The sequence below is a fragment of the Geodermatophilus sp. SYSU D01176 genome (assembly GCF_054050015.1).
In genome coordinates this window covers 40,023-57,442 of record NZ_JBJGYN010000025.1, presented here as the reverse complement: position 1 = coordinate 57,442, position 17,420 = coordinate 40,023, and the positions used below count along the sequence as shown (strand labels likewise).

15 protein-coding genes are annotated in these 17,420 nt (G+C 69.0%); 5 read left to right on the top strand and 10 right to left on the bottom strand.

The genetic code is table 11. From position 1 onward, the window contains the following. Positions 1 to 31 precede the first annotated feature (31 nt). Positions 32 to 1,168, top strand: coding sequence for a glycoside hydrolase family 3 N-terminal domain-containing protein (locus tag ACI78Z_RS14705; protein ID WP_457037274.1), 1,137 nt, complete (start codon positions 32 to 34; stop codon positions 1,166 to 1,168). A gap of 394 nt (positions 1,169 to 1,562) precedes the next feature. On the opposite strand, the gene ACI78Z_RS14700 is transcribed toward ACI78Z_RS14705, so the two are convergent. Beyond that, on the bottom strand, positions 1,563 to 2,177 hold the full coding sequence (locus ACI78Z_RS14700) for an arsenate reductase/protein-tyrosine-phosphatase family protein (protein WP_457037273.1): 615 nt from the start codon (positions 2,175 to 2,177) through the stop codon (positions 1,563 to 1,565). 88 nt (positions 2,178 to 2,265) lie between these two features. Here ACI78Z_RS14700 and ACI78Z_RS14695 point away from each other — a divergent pair, with 88 nt between their 5' ends. Then, complete coding sequence (locus ACI78Z_RS14695; protein WP_457037272.1) at positions 2,266 to 2,892, top strand: arsenate reductase/protein-tyrosine-phosphatase family protein; 627 nt, start codon at positions 2,266 to 2,268, stop codon at positions 2,890 to 2,892. Positions 2,893 to 3,063: 171 nt separating this feature from the next. Here ACI78Z_RS14695 and ACI78Z_RS14690 read toward each other — a convergent pair whose 3' ends face one another. From ACI78Z_RS14690 to ACI78Z_RS14670, 5 genes are all read right to left on the bottom strand, one after another. After that, positions 3,064 to 3,285, bottom strand: coding sequence for a hypothetical protein (locus ACI78Z_RS14690; protein ID WP_457037271.1), 222 nt, complete (start codon positions 3,283 to 3,285; stop codon positions 3,064 to 3,066). A gap of 241 nt (positions 3,286 to 3,526) precedes the next feature. Beyond that, positions 3,527 to 4,618, bottom strand: coding sequence for an LCP family protein (locus ACI78Z_RS14685; protein WP_457037270.1), 1,092 nt, complete (start codon positions 4,616 to 4,618; stop codon positions 3,527 to 3,529). A gap of 74 nt (positions 4,619 to 4,692) precedes the next feature. Then, positions 4,693 to 5,955 carry a nucleotide sugar dehydrogenase gene (locus tag ACI78Z_RS14680; RefSeq protein ID WP_457037269.1) on the bottom strand — a complete coding sequence of 421 codons (1,263 nt, stop codon included), beginning with the start codon at positions 5,953 to 5,955 and terminating at the stop codon, positions 4,693 to 4,695. A 23-nt stretch (positions 5,956 to 5,978) separates the two neighbouring features. Beyond that, positions 5,979 to 6,839 (bottom strand): dTDP-4-dehydrorhamnose reductase family protein, encoded by an 861-nt coding sequence (locus tag ACI78Z_RS14675; RefSeq protein ID WP_457037287.1) that lies wholly within the window; start codon positions 6,837 to 6,839, stop codon positions 5,979 to 5,981. 20 nt (positions 6,840 to 6,859) lie between these two features. Next, positions 6,860 to 8,080, bottom strand: a complete 1,221-nt coding sequence (locus ACI78Z_RS14670; protein WP_457037268.1) for a glycosyltransferase family 4 protein — start codon at positions 8,078 to 8,080, stop codon at positions 6,860 to 6,862. Positions 8,081 to 8,210: 130 nt separating this feature from the next. Here ACI78Z_RS14670 and wecB point away from each other — a divergent pair, with 130 nt between their 5' ends. Next, positions 8,211 to 9,311 carry a non-hydrolyzing UDP-N-acetylglucosamine 2-epimerase gene (gene wecB, locus ACI78Z_RS14665; RefSeq protein WP_457037286.1) on the top strand — a complete coding sequence of 367 codons (1,101 nt, stop codon included), beginning with the start codon at positions 8,211 to 8,213 and terminating at the stop codon, positions 9,309 to 9,311. Continuing rightward, entirely contained in the window at positions 9,308 to 11,701 is a 2,394-nt protein-coding gene (locus tag ACI78Z_RS14660; RefSeq protein WP_457037267.1) for a glycosyltransferase, read from the top strand. Before wecB ends, ACI78Z_RS14660 begins: the two co-directional genes overlap by 4 nt. Here ACI78Z_RS14660 and ACI78Z_RS14655 read toward each other — a convergent pair. Beyond that, a complete protein-coding gene (locus tag ACI78Z_RS14655; protein ID WP_457037266.1) occupies positions 11,688 to 12,563 on the bottom strand; it encodes a hypothetical protein in 876 nt (291 codons plus the stop codon). The genes ACI78Z_RS14660 and ACI78Z_RS14655 overlap by 14 nt on opposite strands. 89 nt (positions 12,564 to 12,652) lie before the next feature. On the opposite strand from ACI78Z_RS14655, the gene ACI78Z_RS14650 reads away from it, so the two are divergent. Beyond that, positions 12,653 to 14,023: a hypothetical protein gene (locus tag ACI78Z_RS14650; RefSeq protein ID WP_457037265.1), complete on the top strand. Its 1,371-nt coding sequence runs from the start codon at positions 12,653 to 12,655 to the stop codon at positions 14,021 to 14,023. Here ACI78Z_RS14650 and ACI78Z_RS14645 read toward each other — a convergent pair. The 3 genes from ACI78Z_RS14645 to ACI78Z_RS14635 are packed head-to-tail and all read right to left on the bottom strand — an operon-like array spanning position 14,009 to position 17,386. Continuing rightward, positions 14,009 to 15,244 carry a lipopolysaccharide biosynthesis protein gene (locus ACI78Z_RS14645; RefSeq protein WP_457037264.1) on the bottom strand — a complete coding sequence of 412 codons (1,236 nt, stop codon included), beginning with the start codon at positions 15,242 to 15,244 and terminating at the stop codon, positions 14,009 to 14,011. The two genes, ACI78Z_RS14650 and ACI78Z_RS14645, sit on opposite strands and share 15 nt — an antisense overlap. 22 nt (positions 15,245 to 15,266) lie before the next feature. Continuing rightward, positions 15,267 to 16,337, bottom strand: a complete 1,071-nt coding sequence (locus ACI78Z_RS14640) for a class I SAM-dependent methyltransferase (protein ID WP_457037263.1) — start codon at positions 16,335 to 16,337, stop codon at positions 15,267 to 15,269. Beyond that, the gene (locus ACI78Z_RS14635; RefSeq protein WP_457037262.1) at positions 16,334 to 17,386 is read right to left on the bottom strand and encodes an SDR family NAD(P)-dependent oxidoreductase; all 1,053 of its coding nucleotides are present in this window, start codon (positions 17,384 to 17,386) and stop codon (positions 16,334 to 16,336) included. Before ACI78Z_RS14635 ends, ACI78Z_RS14640 begins: the two co-directional genes overlap by 4 nt. Positions 17,387 to 17,420 lie beyond the last annotated feature (34 nt).

Here is a 17,420-nt window from a genome sequence, read left to right as displayed (position 1 = left end):
CGTGATGCGCTCTTCCCGCCTCGGAGCCGTCGTGGGCTCCCTCCTCCTCCTGCTCACCGCCTGCGCGGAGCCGACCGCCGGCACCGGGACGGCGCCGAGCACGTCCAGTGCCGCGCCCTCGCCCGCTCGCAGCCCGGAGCAGGACCCGGTCGAGGCCGCGCTCGCCGACCTGGACCGCCGCGAGCAGGTCGCCCAGCTCATCGTCGTCGGGGTGGCGCTCGCCGACCTCTCCCCCGCCGACGGCTTCGTCGCCGAGGGCGTGGGCGGCGTCTTCCTCCAGGGCCGCAGCAGCATCCCCGCTGCCGAGCTGGCCACCGAGACCGCACGGTGGGCGGAGGCGGCCCCGGGGCCGCGTCCCTGGGTCGGTGTCGACCAGGAGGGCGGCGCCGTGCAGACCCTGTCCGGCCCGGGTTTCGCCGACCTCCCGCCGGCCGCCCACCAGGGCCGCATGCAGACCGAGGAACTGGCCGCCCTCGCCGAGGGCATGGGCGCGTCCCTGGACAGCGCCGGCATCAACTTCAACCTCGCACCCGTCGTCGACGTCGTCCCGGAGGGCACGGAGGACGCCAACGCACCCATCGGCGCCTGGGGCCGCCAGTACGGCAGCACCGCGGAAGCCGTCACCGCCGCCGCCGGGACCGTCGCCGACGCCCTGGCCGCGCACGGGGTCACGCCCACGCTCAAGCACTTCCCCGGCCTCGGTCGGGTGCAGGAGAACCCCGACGAGAGCCGGAACGTCACCGACGACGTCACCACCCGCGACGACGAGCAGGTCGCGGCCTTCGGCACGCTCGCCGGCTCGGACGCCGAGCCCTTCGTGATGATGTCGTCGGCCACCTACACCCAGATCGACCCGAGCGCGCCGGCCGCCTTCTCCCCCGTCGTCGTCACCGACCTGCTGCGCGAGCGGCTCGGCTTCGACGGGGTGGTCATCTCCGACGACATCGGCGCCGCCCAGGCCGTCCAGGACATCCCGGCCGAGGAGCGGGCCATCCGGTTCCTCGAGGCCGGAGGCACCCTCATGCTCACCATGGACGCCGGCCTGGTGACGGAGATGATCGACGCCATCGTCGCCCGCGCCGAGAACGACCCCGAGTTCTCCGCGACGGTCGACGCCGCCGTCCGCACCGCGCTCAGCGCCAAGGCCGACGCCGGGCTCCTGACCTGACGGCGCTGGTGGCGCGCGGACCGGCCTGGTGGTGGTGCCTCCCGTCGGCGCCGATGACGACTGGGTCCACACCCACCGCTCACCCTCGGTGTGCACCCACTGCGCTAGGCGAGCTGGTCACGCAACACCCGGCCGGCGGTCGAGGCGACGAGCAGCTCGGCGACGCCGGGATGCTGTCACTGGACGCCTCGCTGCGCGGCCTGACGCCCGAGGACGTCGACTTCTCCACCGCTCCGGGTGGTGCGCGCGGGTACAGAGGGCGCGGCCAACGTCGTCTACCTCGACGACGTCGCGGGCGAGCGGCTGTGGGGTCGCCTGCCGACCGACTCGCTGTCCCAGAACGCCGAAGGAGTACAGCAACCAGGCGCTGCCCGACGTCCCCCGCTGACCCTCGTCAGGAGCAGGTCCGCTCGGCGGCGAGCGAGGCGAGGCGGGCGAGAACGGGGAGCAGGGCCTCGGCGATGGCCTCGCCGACCTCCTGGTGGACCTCCAGCGGCTGCCCGATCGGGTCGGGGACGTCGTCCTCCGGGGTGACGGGTCGACGCCGCCGGGCGGCTGCCATGGCCGTGACCAGGTGGCGGGCCCGCTCCGCCAGATCCGGCCCGGACAGGTCGACGTCCTCCGGAACGAGCTCGAGCAGGTCCGCCGCCTCGCGGAGGGTGAAGGTCCGGGCCAGGGCCCCCGGCGCGAGCGCCAGCACCGCGTCGCGATGCCGTCCGGTCATGGCGAGCACGAGGTCCGCCTCGGCGGGGAGGGCGGTGCGCAGGTGCTGGGCGCGGAAGTCCCCGGCGTCCCCGCCGAGGCCGCGGAGGACCAGTGCGCTGTCCGGGTGCATGACCGAGCCGCTGACGGCCTGTGTCCCTCCGCTGACCAGCCGGATGGCTTGGGCCTCCTCCCCGAGGAGCTCACGGAGGTAGGCCCGCCCCAGCCGCTCGGCCAGGGCGGAGCGGCAGACGTTGCCCGTGCACACGAACAGGACGGTGAACGGCGAAGTCGGTGTCGCGGGCACCCGCCCAGTGTCCGGGCGAACGGACACAGCGCACGTCGACGGGTGGGGCCGACTCAAGGACCGCGGCCCCGTGGCCGATCACGGGAGCATGGCCCTGCTGTTCGTGTGCACCGGCAACATCTGCCGTTCGGCTGCAGCGGAGCGCCTGATGTCCGCATGGACGGCTCGCCTGCCCGGTCGTCCGCTCGAGAGCCGCAGCGCCGGAACGCGGGCGGTGGACGGGCGGCCGATGCACCCGCTGACGGCGGCGGCGCTGGAACGGCACGGCGTCTGGGCTGCCGGATTCGCATCGTGGCGGCTCACCGGCGAGGAGATCGACTGGGCGGACCTCGTGCTGACGATGACCACCGGTCACCGCGGGGAGGTGCTTGCACTCCAGCCGCGTGCGATGCGCAAGGTGTTCACGCTGCGCGAGGCCGCCACCCTGGCCGGCAGTCTGCCCGCTGGCTACCTCGGCTCGGTACACCCCGAGGACCGGCTGGCCCGGCTGGCCGATGACCTCGCCGAGACCCGGGCGCTGCGCCGCGGAGTCAACCGCGACCATGACATCGCCGACCCGATCGACGGTCCCGCCGATGCCCACGTCGCCGCGGTGGATGAGATCGCCACTGCGCTCGTTCCGCTCGTGGCCGTGCTCGACGTCCGACCGCTGACCGAGGAGACGGTGCGGATCACGCGACTGCCACCTGTCCCGGCATTCGCGGGGAACCGCTGACCCATGTGCTCAGCGGTGGACCTCAGCCTCCACCGCTGCGCCGACCATGACGCGCTTTTGCAGACGTTGACCAGAGAGCCGTCCGAGCGCACGACTACAAACGCTCGCGGCGACTGACGTTCGACCGACTCGAGCTGTGCGGCGGCTCGGGCTCTCCACGCGCCGCAGAGGCTAGGCGACCACGGCGACGCAGCCGGCGCAGCAGATCTCGTCGTCCGCCGCCCACAACTGCTTCCGGTCGACGACCGGGAGGTGGGCACCGCACACGGCCCGGTGCGTGTCCGCGGCCAGCCTGGGAATGGCGTGTCGAGTCACGTGTGGCGCGTTATCAGCGGTGGCGTATCCCCAGCCGGTGAGCACGGCGGCGCGGTCGATCGGCAGTTCACTCCGCATGGGGACAGCCTGCGCTCCGCGTCGGCCTCGCGTCGGGTTGTCGGCAGGGACACACCGAGGCAACGGCTCCCCGTTCCCGGTGGTCACAGGAACCTCACGAGCACGGCTACTCCTGGCGGAGAGCAGCCGAAGAGGCGAGCGACGCCGGACTCCTCGTGGAGCCGTCGCTGACGACCCGGCGCCCTGCCGGCCGTGGCCACCGGTACCGGCGAACACTCCGGATGGACGCCGCGGGGCGAGGTCAGTTGGGGACGGCCGGGAGCGTGTCCAGGCTGAACTCGCCCGCGTGGTCGGCGAGCGTGTCCTCGCGCAGGTACTCCCACATCTGCGCGGCGCGCGCACTATCGAGGTAGACGACGCTCTGCGCGCCTTCCCGGCCGGTGCCCGCGACGGGAGCCGTGACGAAGGTGACCGCTCCGGGTCGGACCGAGCGGAGGTCAGCTGCCATGGAGAGCAGTGCGGTGTCGGAGAGCCCCTCATCCACCGTCATGGCGCCGGTGAGCGCCAGGAGGAAGCCGTCGAGCGCGCCGGCGTCCGATAGAACGTTCTGCTCGGACACCTTCGCGAACACCGACCGCAGGTACTCCTGCTGACGCTTCACCCGGTCGAAGTCACCGCCGGGCAGGCCGTAACGCTGCCGGACGTAGTCGAGCGCCTCGTCACCGTCGAGGTGGTTGGTGCCAGCCTGATACGTGTAGGGGCCGCTGGACGTCGTCTCCGCCACCTCGACGTCGACACCGCCGAGGGCGTCCGTCATCTGGACGAAGCCCTGGAAGTCGATGGCGGCGTAGTGGTCGATGCGGACGCCGGTCAGCTGCTCGACGGTCTGAATCAGCAGACTGGGGCCGCCCCATGCGTAGGCGGCGTTCAGCTTCGCCATCTCGGCGCCGGGGACGGAGACCCAGGTGTCGCGCGGCAGCGAGATGACTTGGGCGTCCTGCCGGTCGCCGGTGAACCGGACCAGCATCATCACGTCGGAGCGGCCGCCCGGGGTCTCTCCCTCGGGGACGTCGGCACGGGTGTCCGAGCCGACGACGAGGAAGGTCAGGGGCGCCTGCCCGGCCGGCCCTGCCGTAGCCGACGCGGGGCGCTGCGACTCGTCGAGCCCCTGGAAGGCGCCGACCCGGTCGAGGTTCCCGGCGTAGCGGTTCGTGAAGTACCAGGCGCCGCCGGCGAAGGCTAGGAGCAGCACGGTGACCGCGACGCCCAACGCGATCAGGGCACGGCGGAGCCGCCGCTTCCCGCGTGGAACCGCTACGTCCCAGCCGCTTTCCTCCTCGTCCCACGGACGCTCGAGGAGTTCGACGTCGTGCTCGGTTCCGCGCCTGCCCATGTGAGTCCCCACTGTCTGATGCTGGAGCACTACAGACGGTAAACCTGATACGGAACCGTCCCGCGCAGGCTCACTCAGAGACGCTCGACCGTGTCGCCGGTCAGCACGCCACGGGTGTCGAACACGGGCAGCCCAGCCAGTGCGCCCCCGAGGTACTCCCGGTGCGCCTGGAGGAGGACCACGACGTCGGCCTCGCGCGCCGCCTGGAGGAGGTCGGGCTCGACCTTGAGCACCCACTCCGGCTCGCCGTGCTCGGCGGCATTCCAGTCGCTGACGTACGGATCGTGGAAGCGCACGTCAGCGCCCATGGTCAACAGCTTCTCGGCGAGAGGGACGGCCGGCGACTCCCGCTCGTCGGCGATGTCCGCCTTGTACGTGACGCCGAGCAGGAGGACGGTCGATCCACGGAGGGCCTTGCCCTCGTCGTTCAGCCGGTCCTGGATGCGGCGGACGACGTACCGGGGCATCGAGACGTTGACTTCCTGGGCCAGCTCGACGAAGCGGAACGGGTAGCCCAGGCGGGCGTGGACGGTGTGGGACAGGTAGTTGGGGTCGATGGGGATGCAGTGCCCGCCGACACCGGGTCCGGGGTAGAACGCCTGGAAGCCGAAGGGCTTGGTCTTGGCGCAGTCGATGACGTTCCACAGGTCGATGCCGAGCTCGTGGGAGAACCGCGCCATCTCGTTGACCAGGGCGATGTTGATGTGCCGGTAGGTGTTCTCCAGCAGCTTGGCCATCTCGGCCTCACGGGTGCCCTTGGCTGGGACCACGGTGTCGATGAAGCTGCTGTAGAAGTCGACCGCGCGCCGGGTGCACTCAGGAGTGACTCCACCGACGACCTTGGGCGTGTTCTTGATCCCGTAGGTCTTGTTGCCGGGGTCGACCCGCTCCGGCGAGAAGGCGAGGTGCAGGTCCTTGCCGACGCGCAGCCCGCGGGCCTCGATGAGAGGCTGAAAGAAGTCCTCGGTCGTGCCGGGGTAGGTCGTGGATTCCAGCACGACGAGCGTGCCGGGGGTGAGTCGCTCCCCGAGCATGCGACCGACCGACTCCACCGCGCTCATGTCCGGGGCACCGTCCCCGGAGAGGGGCGTGGGAACGCACACGACGACGGTGTCCGCCTCGGTGATACACGCCGGGTCCGTCGTCGGGGTGAAGCGGCCGAGGATGCCACGGACGGTGCCGTCGTCGATGTCGTCGACGTGGGACCGCCCGGACGCTAGGCCCGAGACGACGGCCTCGCTGCGATCGACACCGAACACGCGGTGACCCGCACGTGCCGTCTCGACGATGAGCGGAAGGCCCACGTAACCAAGGCCGATCACGGCGACATCGCTCATCCTGTGCACCCGGCGCGGAGCCTTCACGCCGTGGCCTCTCTGACGCGAATCTCGTCGGCCAGCTCGGCCAGCATCACGTCCCAGGTCGGAGGCCGGTAACCGGTCGCTGCGGCGAATCGGGTGGCGTCGAGCGTGCGGTCGATGACCACGTCCGAGTTCCTCACCACGTCCACGTCGCGACCCAGGCCACCGGCGAGCTGCACCAGGAGGGAGTGCTTGTCGATGACCGGGCCAGCCACATGCCACAAGCCGCTGAGTTCGGGCTGCTCGTGCGCCACCAGGGCGACCACCCGCGCAAGCTCGGCCGTTGTCAGACCGCTGTAGAGTGCCTTGTCCCAGCCACCCACCGTGCCGCTCTGGGCCAGGAACCACTCCACGAGTCCGGTGGCTCGATCAAGCTCCAGCCCGATCATCGACGTCCGCAGTGTCACCGCATGCGGAGCATGCACCTCGCCGAGCAGCTTGCTGCGGCCGTAGACGTCGACGGGATCCGGCACGTCGTCCTCACGGTAAGAACCAGTACGTCCGGAGAACGCGCAGTCGGTCGACACCGTGATGAGTCGGGCGCCGGCGAGCGCGCACAGTGTGGACAGCCGGTGGGGCAGCAGGCTGTTGACGAGGATCGCCTCGGTCGCGTCTTGTCCCTCGGCGCGCTGCTTGACCATGCCGATGCAGTTGACGACGACGTCCGGCCGCGCCTCGGCCAGCGCAGCCGCCATCGTCTCTGCCACCCGCGCATCGACACCGCTGATCACATCCACGCTCGTCAGCGCAGCGGAGGCAGCACCGCGCGGCGCTCGCCTGGTCACCGCTGTGACGTGATTACCCCGCTCGCGCATCGTCCGGACCACGACGTGGCCCAACATCCCGTCCCCGCCTAGCACGGTCACTCGCACGTGATCCCTCACCGTCTCCCCGCGGACAGCGTGTCCACGATGTGCTCGATCGTCGTCTTCCGGTCGAAGTGCTCCAGGTAGAACTGACGAGCCCGCGCCCCGAGTGCTGCCCGCTCACCGGCCGGCATCGCATGGAGCCGCCGCGCGCCTCGGGCCAGCGCCGCGGCATCTCCGGCCGGCGCAGTGAGCCCGCACCGCGCCTCCTCGACCACCCGCGCGCCTTCGCCGTCGAGCCCGGCCAGCACGGGCCGACCGCAGGCGAGGTATGCCTGCAACTTGCTCGGGATCGTCATCTCGTAGACCGGGTCCGGTTGCAGGGTGACCAACATGGCGTCAGCAAGCGCGAACCACGTCGGCATGGTCTCCACCGGGCGCCGGCCGAGCAGGTGCACCGTTTCTTCGAGACCGCGTCGCTCCACCTCGTTCGTGAGCCATCCGGCACGGCTGCCATCTCCGAGTACGACCCAGTGCAGGTCAAGGAGGTCCCTGGTCGCCTCTGCGGCCGCCAGAACGGTGTGCAGGTCCTGAGCCGCCCCGAGATTGCCGGCGAACATGAGGATGAATCCTTCAGGGAGTTGCGCTCGCTCGGGCCGATCGGCCGGCACGTCGATCGGGGCGAACTCCTCCTCCGCCCAGTTGGGGGCGTAGGACATCGCAGCTTCGCGCACCCCGTGTCTTCGGAGCGATCCCTGGAATGCCCTGGACTGCACGAGAACGTGATCCACGCTCCGGTGCAGCCAGGCGGTGAGCCGGGTGGCGAGGCGGTCCAGCCACGGGCGGCGAAGCAGTCCCATCGCGCGCAGCGTGTCCGGCCAGAGGTCCTGCAACCAGAGGACCACGGGCACACGTTTGGCAGCACCGAGGATCACCGCGGGGAGGACGACGGTGATCGGGGAGAAACCGCAGACGAGGATCGCGTCGATGCGTCCCCGGACCAGCAATGGCCCCAAGACGGACGCGGAAGCAGCAAAGGACACGTAGTTCACGGACAACGACACCGCCCTACCGTCGCCGCGAGGCACCAGGGGAACGCGCCGGATCGCCGCGCCCAGAGCTGACTGACGGATCGGCCGGATGACCCCGTAGCCGGGGAACAACCGGCCGGTGGGGTAGTTCGGCCGGCCGGTGAGCACCTGGACCTCGTGGCCCTGGGCGCAGAGTTCGGCCACCAGATCGTTGACCCGGAAGTTCTCCGGCCAGAAGTACTGGGAGACGACTGCGATCCGCATACCTCATCCATTGCTCGCGGGACCGGAGTGCGCAGAACGTTGCTCGTCCGACGGGCGTACGGACTCACCGGCCTCCAGGGGGACCACGGTAGCGCTCTGCGTACGCACTACCCTCCGAAGGGTGAAGGTCATGACGGTGGTCGGGACGCGCCCAGAGGTCATCCGACTCTCCCGGATCATCGCCAAGCTCGACGAGAGCGTCGACCACGTGCTGGTCCACACAGGTCAGAACTGGGATCACCGGCTCAACGGCATCTTCTTCGACGAGCTCGGCGTGCGCGCACCGGACCACCTCCTGGATGTCGACACCTCCAGCCTCGGCGCCGTGCTCGGGGACACCCTGCGCAAGACCGAGGAGGTGCTCCTGACAGAGCGCCCGGACGCATTCCTGGTTCTCGGGGACACCAACAGCGCCATCTCCGCCGTCATGGCCAAACGCATGCACGTGCCGGTATTCCACATGGAAGCCGGCAACCGGTGCTTCGACGAGAACGTGCCGGAGGAGACCAATCGCCGATTGGTCGACCACGTCGCGGACTTCAACCTGGTTTACACCGAACACGCCCGCCGGAATCTATTGGCGGAGGGGCTGCATCCCCGCCGGATCATGCTCACCGGCTCACCGATGCGCGAGGTCCTCGACCACTACCGGCCGTACATCGAGGGAACGGACGTCCTCACCCGGCTGGGCCTGAACGCCCAGGGATACGTCCTCGTCAGCGCGCATCGACAGGAGAACGTCGATGCCTCCCGCAGACTGCAGGCGCTGCTGGACTCCCTGGTAGCGGTACGCAAGGCAACGGAACTGCCTGTCCTCGTCTCAACGCATCCGCGCACCCGCCAGAGGCTCGACGACCTCCCCGGCGTGGGAGGCCTGGACGGCATCACGTTCGCACCGCCGTTCGGCTTCTTCGACTACGTGGCCCTGCAGCAGCACGCTTACTGCGTGCTCTCCGACAGCGGGACCATCAGCGAAGAGGCTGCCATTCTCGGGTTCCCAGCGGTCACCCTGCGCTCCTCGATAGAACGTCCCGAAGCGATGGACACCGGCTCGATCATCACCACTGACTTGCGTGCCGACAGCGTCCTGCGGGGCATAAATGCCGCGGTCAGCGACCACGGCCGGACGTCGGCTCCGACCGACTACAGCCGCACGTCCTGCAGCACCGCCGTGCGCAACTACATTCTGTCGGTCGCACCCCAGCACGCGACCTGGGCAGGCCTGCGATGACCGACACCCCCATCCGCGACCGGCACGTGCTCGTCTGGACCAGCTACTTCGAACCCGGGTTCCGCGGGGGCGGCCCCATCCGCTCCCTGGCCCGGATCCTGGACAGCGCGCCGGCCGACACCCGGGCGACCGTCGTGACGCGTGACCGCGACCTCGGCGACACGGAGCCCTACCCTGGGCTCTCCGGGCGCTGGACCACCCGCGGACCCCACCGCGTCTTCTACGTCGACGTCCGGAGTTGTCAGCACTGGTGGCGCCTCATCACGGAGTTGCGGCGGACGCCGTTCGAACTGCTCTACGTCAACAGCCTCTGGTCCCCGCTGTTCACGGTGCTCCCGGTCGTCGCCACACGACTGCGACTGATCGAGGCCGCCGGGATCCTGCTGGCTCCGCGCGGAGAACTTGCACCCGGCGCGCTGGCACTAAAGAGCCGGAAGAAGCGCTGGGCGCTCCGAGCGTGGAGCCCCGTGCTACAACGCGCAGGGGTGCGGTGGCACGCCTCGGCCGACGAGGAAGCCACGGCGATCCAGGCGGCACTCCCCTGGGCGGACCTCTTGGTCGTGGGCAACGAGACCGGTCACGAGCCGACAGTCCCACCGAGCGAGCCGCACGCCGGACCGCTGCGGCTCGTCTTCATCAGCCGGATCTCGCCCATGAAGAACCTGCTTGGCTTGTTGGAGGCGCTCACGCGCGTCTCCGGCGAAGTGAGCCTCGACATCTACGGTCCCCTCGAGGACCAGCGGTACTGGGCCAACTGCGCCGCTGTGATCGAGCGCCTTCCCGCTCACGTCTCCGTGCAGTACGGGGGTGTTCTTCGCCACGAGCAGGTGATCCAGACGTTCTCGCGATACGACGCCTTCTCCCTCCCCACGCGAGGCGAGAACTTCGGGCATGTCATCGCGGAGAGCCTGCGCGCCTCATGCCCGGTGATCTGCTCCGACCTCACGCCCTGGTCGGCAGTGCTACGTGAGGGCGGCGGCGAAGTCCTCGTGGACCTCTCGGTGGACACGATCGCCACGACCCTCGACGCCTGGATTGCCCTGACCCCGGAGGAGCGTCATCACCGACGGCTCGCTGCTGGCAACGTCTACCGGCGTTGGGCTGCCGCCCAGGACGGTGCCAACGTGCTCGATGTCGCCCGATCCTCCCCAGCCGATACGCCCCGGTCCCCGAGGCGCCGCCGGGTAGCCCTGGTCACCCAGGGCTTCGCCGCAGGTGGCGGGGTCCCTCAGGTCGCGCGCTGGCTGCGCTCCGGGCTCGAGGCGACCGGTCGGTACGAGGTGGACATGCACGATGTCGCCACCTCTCGGCGAGACCCTTACAGCCGTCGCCTCACCGATCCCCGCACCTGGCTGCGCACCAACCTGCGCGGTCCCGTCCGGGACGGCGTCCAGAGCTGGGGCGCGAACGGCGTCGAGATCGAGCCCTTTCGGTACCGTCCTCGCCGCGAGCTGACGCGGACCCTGAATCAGTACGACCTGGTCCAGGTGGTGTCGGGAGGCCCGGCATTGGCCGCCGTAACCCGCAAGGTCCGACGTCCCGTCGTGCTTCACTTCGCGACACGCGTCGAGTGGGAACGTGCATCGCAGCAGGTCGCGATGAGGCTCCCGGTGCGCACATGGCGAAAGGCAATGACGGCCCTCGTCGATCGGGCCGAGCGGAGGGCACTCCGCTCGGTTGACGCAGTCCTCGCGCAGAACCAGCACCTTCGTGACGTCGCCGCACCACTGGCGGGAGGCCCGACGATGTTCGCCGCCCCCGGTGTGGACATCGAGCGGTTCCGGCCGCATCCCGGCGGGCTGCAACGCGACGGCCACCTGCTGTCCGTCTGCCGACTGGGTGATCCGCGCAAGGGGCTACTCCGGCTGGTGGAGGCCTACGGCATCGCAGTGGCAGGCAATGATGCGGTCCCGTCCCTGGTTCTGGCGGGGAAAGGCGAGCTGTCCGCCTCGGTGACGGAACTCATCGCCCGACTCAAGCTGGGAGACCGGGTGCACATCCTGCGAGATGTGCCGCAGGAGGAACTCCCAGAGCTGTACCAGGGGGCGTCGGTGTACGTGCAGGCGTCCTACGAGGAGGGATTCGGGCTGTCGGTCGCCGAGGCAATGGCCAGCGGCCTGCCGGTGATCTGCACGGACACTGCCGGTACCCGCGAGACCGTCGTCGACGGGGTGACCGGTTGGGTGGTCGACCAAGAGGATTCCGAATCCGTGCCGGCCCGGATAGCGGAGGCCATCCGGGAGGCCCTGACCTTCGAAGGCGCCGAGCGTGGCGAAGCCGGCCGGACGCGTTGTGTCGAGCTGATGGCCGACGAGCTCACCCTGGGCAAAGTGACCTCGCTGTACGACTCACTCACTGCGGACACTTTCCGGAGGACTACCAGCGCATGACTCGACCGGCGAGCGGCTCTCCTGGGAGTGGGCCCTCGTCTCTCGAGGGCTTGCGCCGCCAGGCGTCGACGGCTGCCACCAGCCGCAGCCGTGTCGACGTGAGGTCTCGGCGCTTAACCAGGTCGGCGATTAGGACACGGGGAACCAGCACCAACTCTCCCATCCAGGCCAACAAGGCTGCTCCCGGGCCGAAGGTGGCCCGCGCGAACCACACTCGATTGCGGGGGGTGTAGTAGCTCCATCGCGGACCGCTGATTACCTGGGAGCCGTGGTGCACGGCGGGAGCACCCCCGTGGCAGACGATGCGGTAATTGGCCTGTCGGGCACGGACGCACAGGTCGACGTCCTCGTGGCCGAGGAAGTAGCTGCCGTCCATGCCCACCTCGTCGATGACCCGCCCACGGATGAACATGGCTGCACCAGTAACCCATGTGCAGTCCACGGCGGTCGGCCCAGGATCCTGCATCGCGCTCGGCGCCTTGCGGAACCGCGAGAGCCGGCCGGCCCCCGACTGCAGGCGTCCGTCGGCGAAGCGCAACACTGGCCCCACGATGCCGATTGTCTCGTCGTCGGCCAGTGCCCGCATGCAGCGCCGGAACGACTCGATCGAAAAGTCTAGATCGTTGTTCAGGAGCACGTAGACGTCACTGCCCCGGGCTGCGGCCGCGCGCATGAAGGCCTCTCCGTATCCCAGGTTGCGGTCCATGACGGACCACTCCGCCTCTGCCGGCAGCTCGGCCGGGCGTGGTGAGCCATCGTTGACCGCCACGACTACCTCCGTCACTAGCGACGCGACCGTCCGGACGACCTCGACTGTCGGCTCGGGACGTCCGTAGTGAACTACGATTGCGGTGCTCTTCATCGATTCCCCGTAGGCGTCGGCAGCCGGGCTGGATCCCGCCGCCTCTGCGAGCAGTCTGCCTCGTCGCCTGACCGGTTAGGACACCAGTGATGGACACGGCCGTTCAGCCCGCCCCCGCGCAGGCGGAGACCGGTCACACACCTGGAATCCTCCTGGTCACCGCCGCGACACTGTTCTTGGCGATGTGGGTGCCCATCCTGATCCCGGAGTGGACCTGGTGGGCACAACCGATGCTGACGGTCGTGCCCGCGCTGCTTGCAGCCATCACGTGGCGCGTATCGCGGACGGTCGCGGTCTATCTCTCGGTCAGCGCCATCTACTTCGGCGTGACGTCGACGATCCTGGGCACGACCGTCTCCGCCCTCGCGGTCTCCACGGTCCTAGCCTGGTCGGCGAGCATCGCGACCGGCGCCCGCATCGGGATGCTCGTACCGTCCCGGCAGCGGGTCGCCGAGCCCGCCAGCCCACCGTCGTGGCCGCACGTGACCGCAGTCGTCGCCTTGCAGGTCGTGCACGCGTTCCTCGTCGTCACCGACCAGGCTGGATACAGCGCCCAGCTCGCGCACGGGCGCCTCAACCCAGCAGGGCTGCTCGGCGCCATGTCAACGGCCAGCCCCGTGATCACCTTGGTCCTGGTCTTCACCGCCCTCGCGACCGGGCACATGGCCAGGCTGGCACTGACCCTCGGAGCTTCCCAAGCAACGATCCTCACGGCATCCGGTCTGCGCGGTGCCGGCATTCTGTTCGTTGTCGCGCTAATTATTGGCAGCCTGGTGGTGCTCCCCGAGGACTCGCCGTGGCGCCATCCGCGGCGGATCCTGGTGGCCGCCCTGACGGCTGCTGTGCTCGTCGGCACGATGTTCACACTGGCTGCAGTGGTGAAGAACCGAGCAGCCTCCGAAGCCGGATTCTCGTCGAGCGGGACGCAACTCGTGACGTCGGACACCGTCGTCGAGACGGTCGCCCGGCGCCTTGACCTCAGCTCCTACCTGGAACGAGCTCTGGAGTACCGCGACGTTGACAGGGCCCTCGATGCGATCTCGCTGACCGATCAGGCGCGCGCCGTCATCCCTCGCTTTTTGTGGCCCGACAAACCTCAAGTCGACTACGGCCCTCGAGTCGCGCAGGCCTTTTTCGGCGCCACGAGTGATCGGACGAGCTCGACGATCACAACCGTTGGCGATACAAGACTGAACCTCGGGTCGGTCATGCCATTGGCCGGTATGGCCTTAGGGTTAATCCTGTGCCGTCTGGAGCGGCGGGTTCGTGGTGGCCACCGTGGCCTCACTTACGTTGTGGCCGCGATCCTTACCTACAGGCTCGTCAGTCAGGAGTCGCCCCTGCTCAGCCTGGCTATTGACTCTCTCAGGGACCTGCTCGTCGTATCGACCATCTGGCTGGCGTGCGACCTGGCCGCCAGGCCACGGGATCAGGTCAGCGCCAGATCATCCAGCGGCTGACCCTGCAGTCAGGTCCGCCGGGCCAGGAAATCGATACAGGGTCGCTGCCATGGCGGCCGCCGATGTAGTATAGGCGAGGCCCGCCAGCACCACCACGACGAGTGCATCCAGGTCAAAGGCCCACACGGCAAGCAGGCCGATGAACAGCACACCGACCGCAGGAAGTCGGTAGATCCCGACGCGCGGACCACGCCCAGAGAGCAAGACCGCGTGGGCGAGCAAGTAGTCCACCGACTGAACGACCGCAACCACACACATGCCGATGGCGAGCGGTATCGCGGGGATGAAGTCGCTGCCGTAGAGCTGGCCCACCCACCAGGGGCCGGCCACCCCGACGAATAGTGCGACGACGGCCGCCAACCCAGCCGTCCGCATGATCTCCTGGCGCAGCGACGCACCCAATGCCCCGGCCGCCTGCCGCCCACGCGCGAACCACAGCTGGCCTCCAGCCTGGCCTGCCGCCGCTACGGCCGTCTGGGCTGCGACGCCAACGCTGTAGTACCCGACCACCGACGGTGGAAAGATGAGCGCCACGGCGAGGAGGTCAGCTCTGTACTGGAGCAGAGTCACCCAGTTTCCCGGCCCCAGCCGAGCCGCCGCGGACAGCGTCTTGCGGACGGAGGATCCCGACGACGGGCGCAGCCGCAGGGGCCGGGTGACCCATGTGAGTGCGGCTCCGAGTACGGCCGCCTGGGCAAGAGCAATGGTCACAAACCACGACGCCGCGGCCCCTTGATCGGCTGCCACCAGGGCCCCCATGGCGACCAATGCCGCGACCGGTGGCAGCAGCCGGACGACGTTGAACTCTCCTGTCATCCGACCCACCCGCTGGGCCTCCGCCGTCGCGACGGCTCCCACCTGGGTAGCCACCACCACAAGGACCATCCCGGCCAACGCTCCTCGCAGCTGGGGGACGAAGAGGCCGACCAGACCCGTGAGGACAACGCCCACCGCCACGGTCGAGGCAAGAGGTGTCAAGAGATCGCCCAGACGGTGACGTCTGCTGTTCCAGTCATCGAGCACCACGACCTGCGGCAACCCGGCCGCAGCGACGAGGCCGACCGCCGCGGCCCACGCCTGCCAGCTCACGTACGTGCCACGGCCGTCGGGCCCGAGGACCCGCGAGATGACTGCGCTGGTGATGACTCCGGCAACGAGGAGGCTGCCGTTGCATAGCAGAGTCATCAGACGCCCCCACGGGATGTGCCGGCCTTCCAGCACCCGTGGGGGCGACGCCGTGCGATTAGCCATGTGTCGAGGGCCGCCTCAGGACAGCGGCCAGCGTGGCGCCGGGATGTAGGGAGTCGACATCGAGCCCCTTCACCTCTCGCCAGTGCCGCGGCGCCACAGAATTGCGCAGACGCTGAAGCAGCGCGGACGCATGGAAACGGAGCCGGCTGTCCAGGCGCATGCTTCGACGCACGGCCTCGGTCACGATCCCGTCGGCGGTCAAGATCGCCGGCCACAATCGATTGGCCGGTGGCACACACGCATCAGCCGACGTAGGACGGTTCCGCGGAAATTCCACCGTGGCCCCACAACGCTCGGCGGCAGCCTGCAAAGCCTGACGGCCGAGCCAGTACAGGTGCACCGGCGGCGCGTCGGACGCCCACACCTCTCCCGGCCGACAGGCGTCCCGGTCTGGCGTGGTCAGCAGCAGTGCGCCGTTGGAGTCGAGCAGATCTAGGCCGTCCTTCAACAGGGTAACCGGCTCAGGCACATGCTCTATGAGTTCCAACGCCACGACGAGATCGACTGCTCGATTCGATTGATGGAACTCGGCGACGGTCTGGAACCAATCGGGGTGGCCGTACCGGGCTCGGGCACGGGCAATGGCCTCTGCGGAGATGTCCACGCCCACGCATTCGACCCCGGCCTGACGCAGCGCAAACGTCAGGTAACCAGCCCCACAGCCCAATTCCAGCACGCGCAGCTCCTCGGGCCGGGGACAATCCCGCAGATATTCACGCACATACCAGTAGGGGTCCTCGGATTCCGCCAGGAGATCCAACGGCTCACGTGCCACCGCCACACTGGATTCGTACCGGGCGTACCGTCCGTAACCCGGGATGGCCTCCGCCTGCGCGTAGATGCGGTCGTACAGCCAGTCCGGGATGTCCATGCGACCGCTGAATCGCGCCTGACATCCCTCACATTCGAGGATCTCGGTCAGATATCCCTCGATGTATCCCTCGAACTTCTCCGAGATGGTGCGCGCGGGCATCCCGCACACCGCACAGACGACGTGCTCGCTCATCGACGTGGGGACGGGGCTCATCTGCACCTCCGCCTCCTGTCCCTCCGGCACCGTCACGCCGCCGCTCCGAATCCGCCGCCGCCGCTCCAGTTCGGCAAGGCCGCCATGACCTCGGGCACCGAACGCAGGAGGCCGACGACGCCAGCACGGTCCAAGCGGTCGGTGTTATGGCTTGTGTAGTCCTCGAAAGTCCGCTGAGCGGTGTCCCCCTCTTCGAAAAAGAGCCCGTAGTCCAACGAACGGGCATCGAGAGGCACGCGGAAATAGGCTCCATGGTCTTCGGCCCGGACGACCTCTTCACGCGACAGCAACGTCTCAAAGAGCTTTTCTCCGTGCCGCGTGCCGATGACCGTAGTGCGCGGCTCGCAGCCGGCGAGGTCAGCGACGGCCGTGGCGAGCGCTCCGATGGTCGCGGCAGGCGCCTTCCGCACGAACAGGTCCCCTGGCTGAGCGTGCTGGAGCGCGTGACGGACCAGGTCGACCGACTCCTGCAGAGACATGAGGAAGCGGGTCATGTGTGGATCGGTGACCGTCATGGGGCGGCCCGCCACCAGCTGCTCGAGGAACAAGGGGACGACGGAGCCGCGGGAGTGCAACACGTTGCCATATCGGACCACGGATACGACCGTCCGTGACTCAGGGTTGTTGCGCGCGAAGGCCTGTGCCGTCTTCTCCATCAGTGCCTTGGTCATGCCCATGGCATTGACGGGGTAGACGGCCTTATCAGTGCTCAGGAGAACTACGGACCCGACCTGGTAGCGATGCGCAGCTTCAATGACGTTGTGACTGCCGGTCACGTTGGTCAGGACCGCCTGAGACGGGAAGAACTCGCACGACGGGACCTGCTTGAGGGCCGCGGCGTGGAAGATTTTGTCCACTCCGCGAACGGCGTCCTCCACGCTCGCGCGGTCTCGGACGTCGCCGACGTAGAACCGCATACGCGCGTCACCGAGACGCCGGCGCAAGTCGTCCTGCTTGGCCTCGTCACGACTCAGGACCCGCACCTGCGCAACGCCCTCGGACAGGAGGGCTCGCGCCATGGTGGATCCGAATGACCCGGTACCGCCCGTGATGAGGACGGTGGCACCGGACAAGTTGCTGGTCATGGGCTTCCTCTGTCTTGCGCCGCGCGTGACGCAC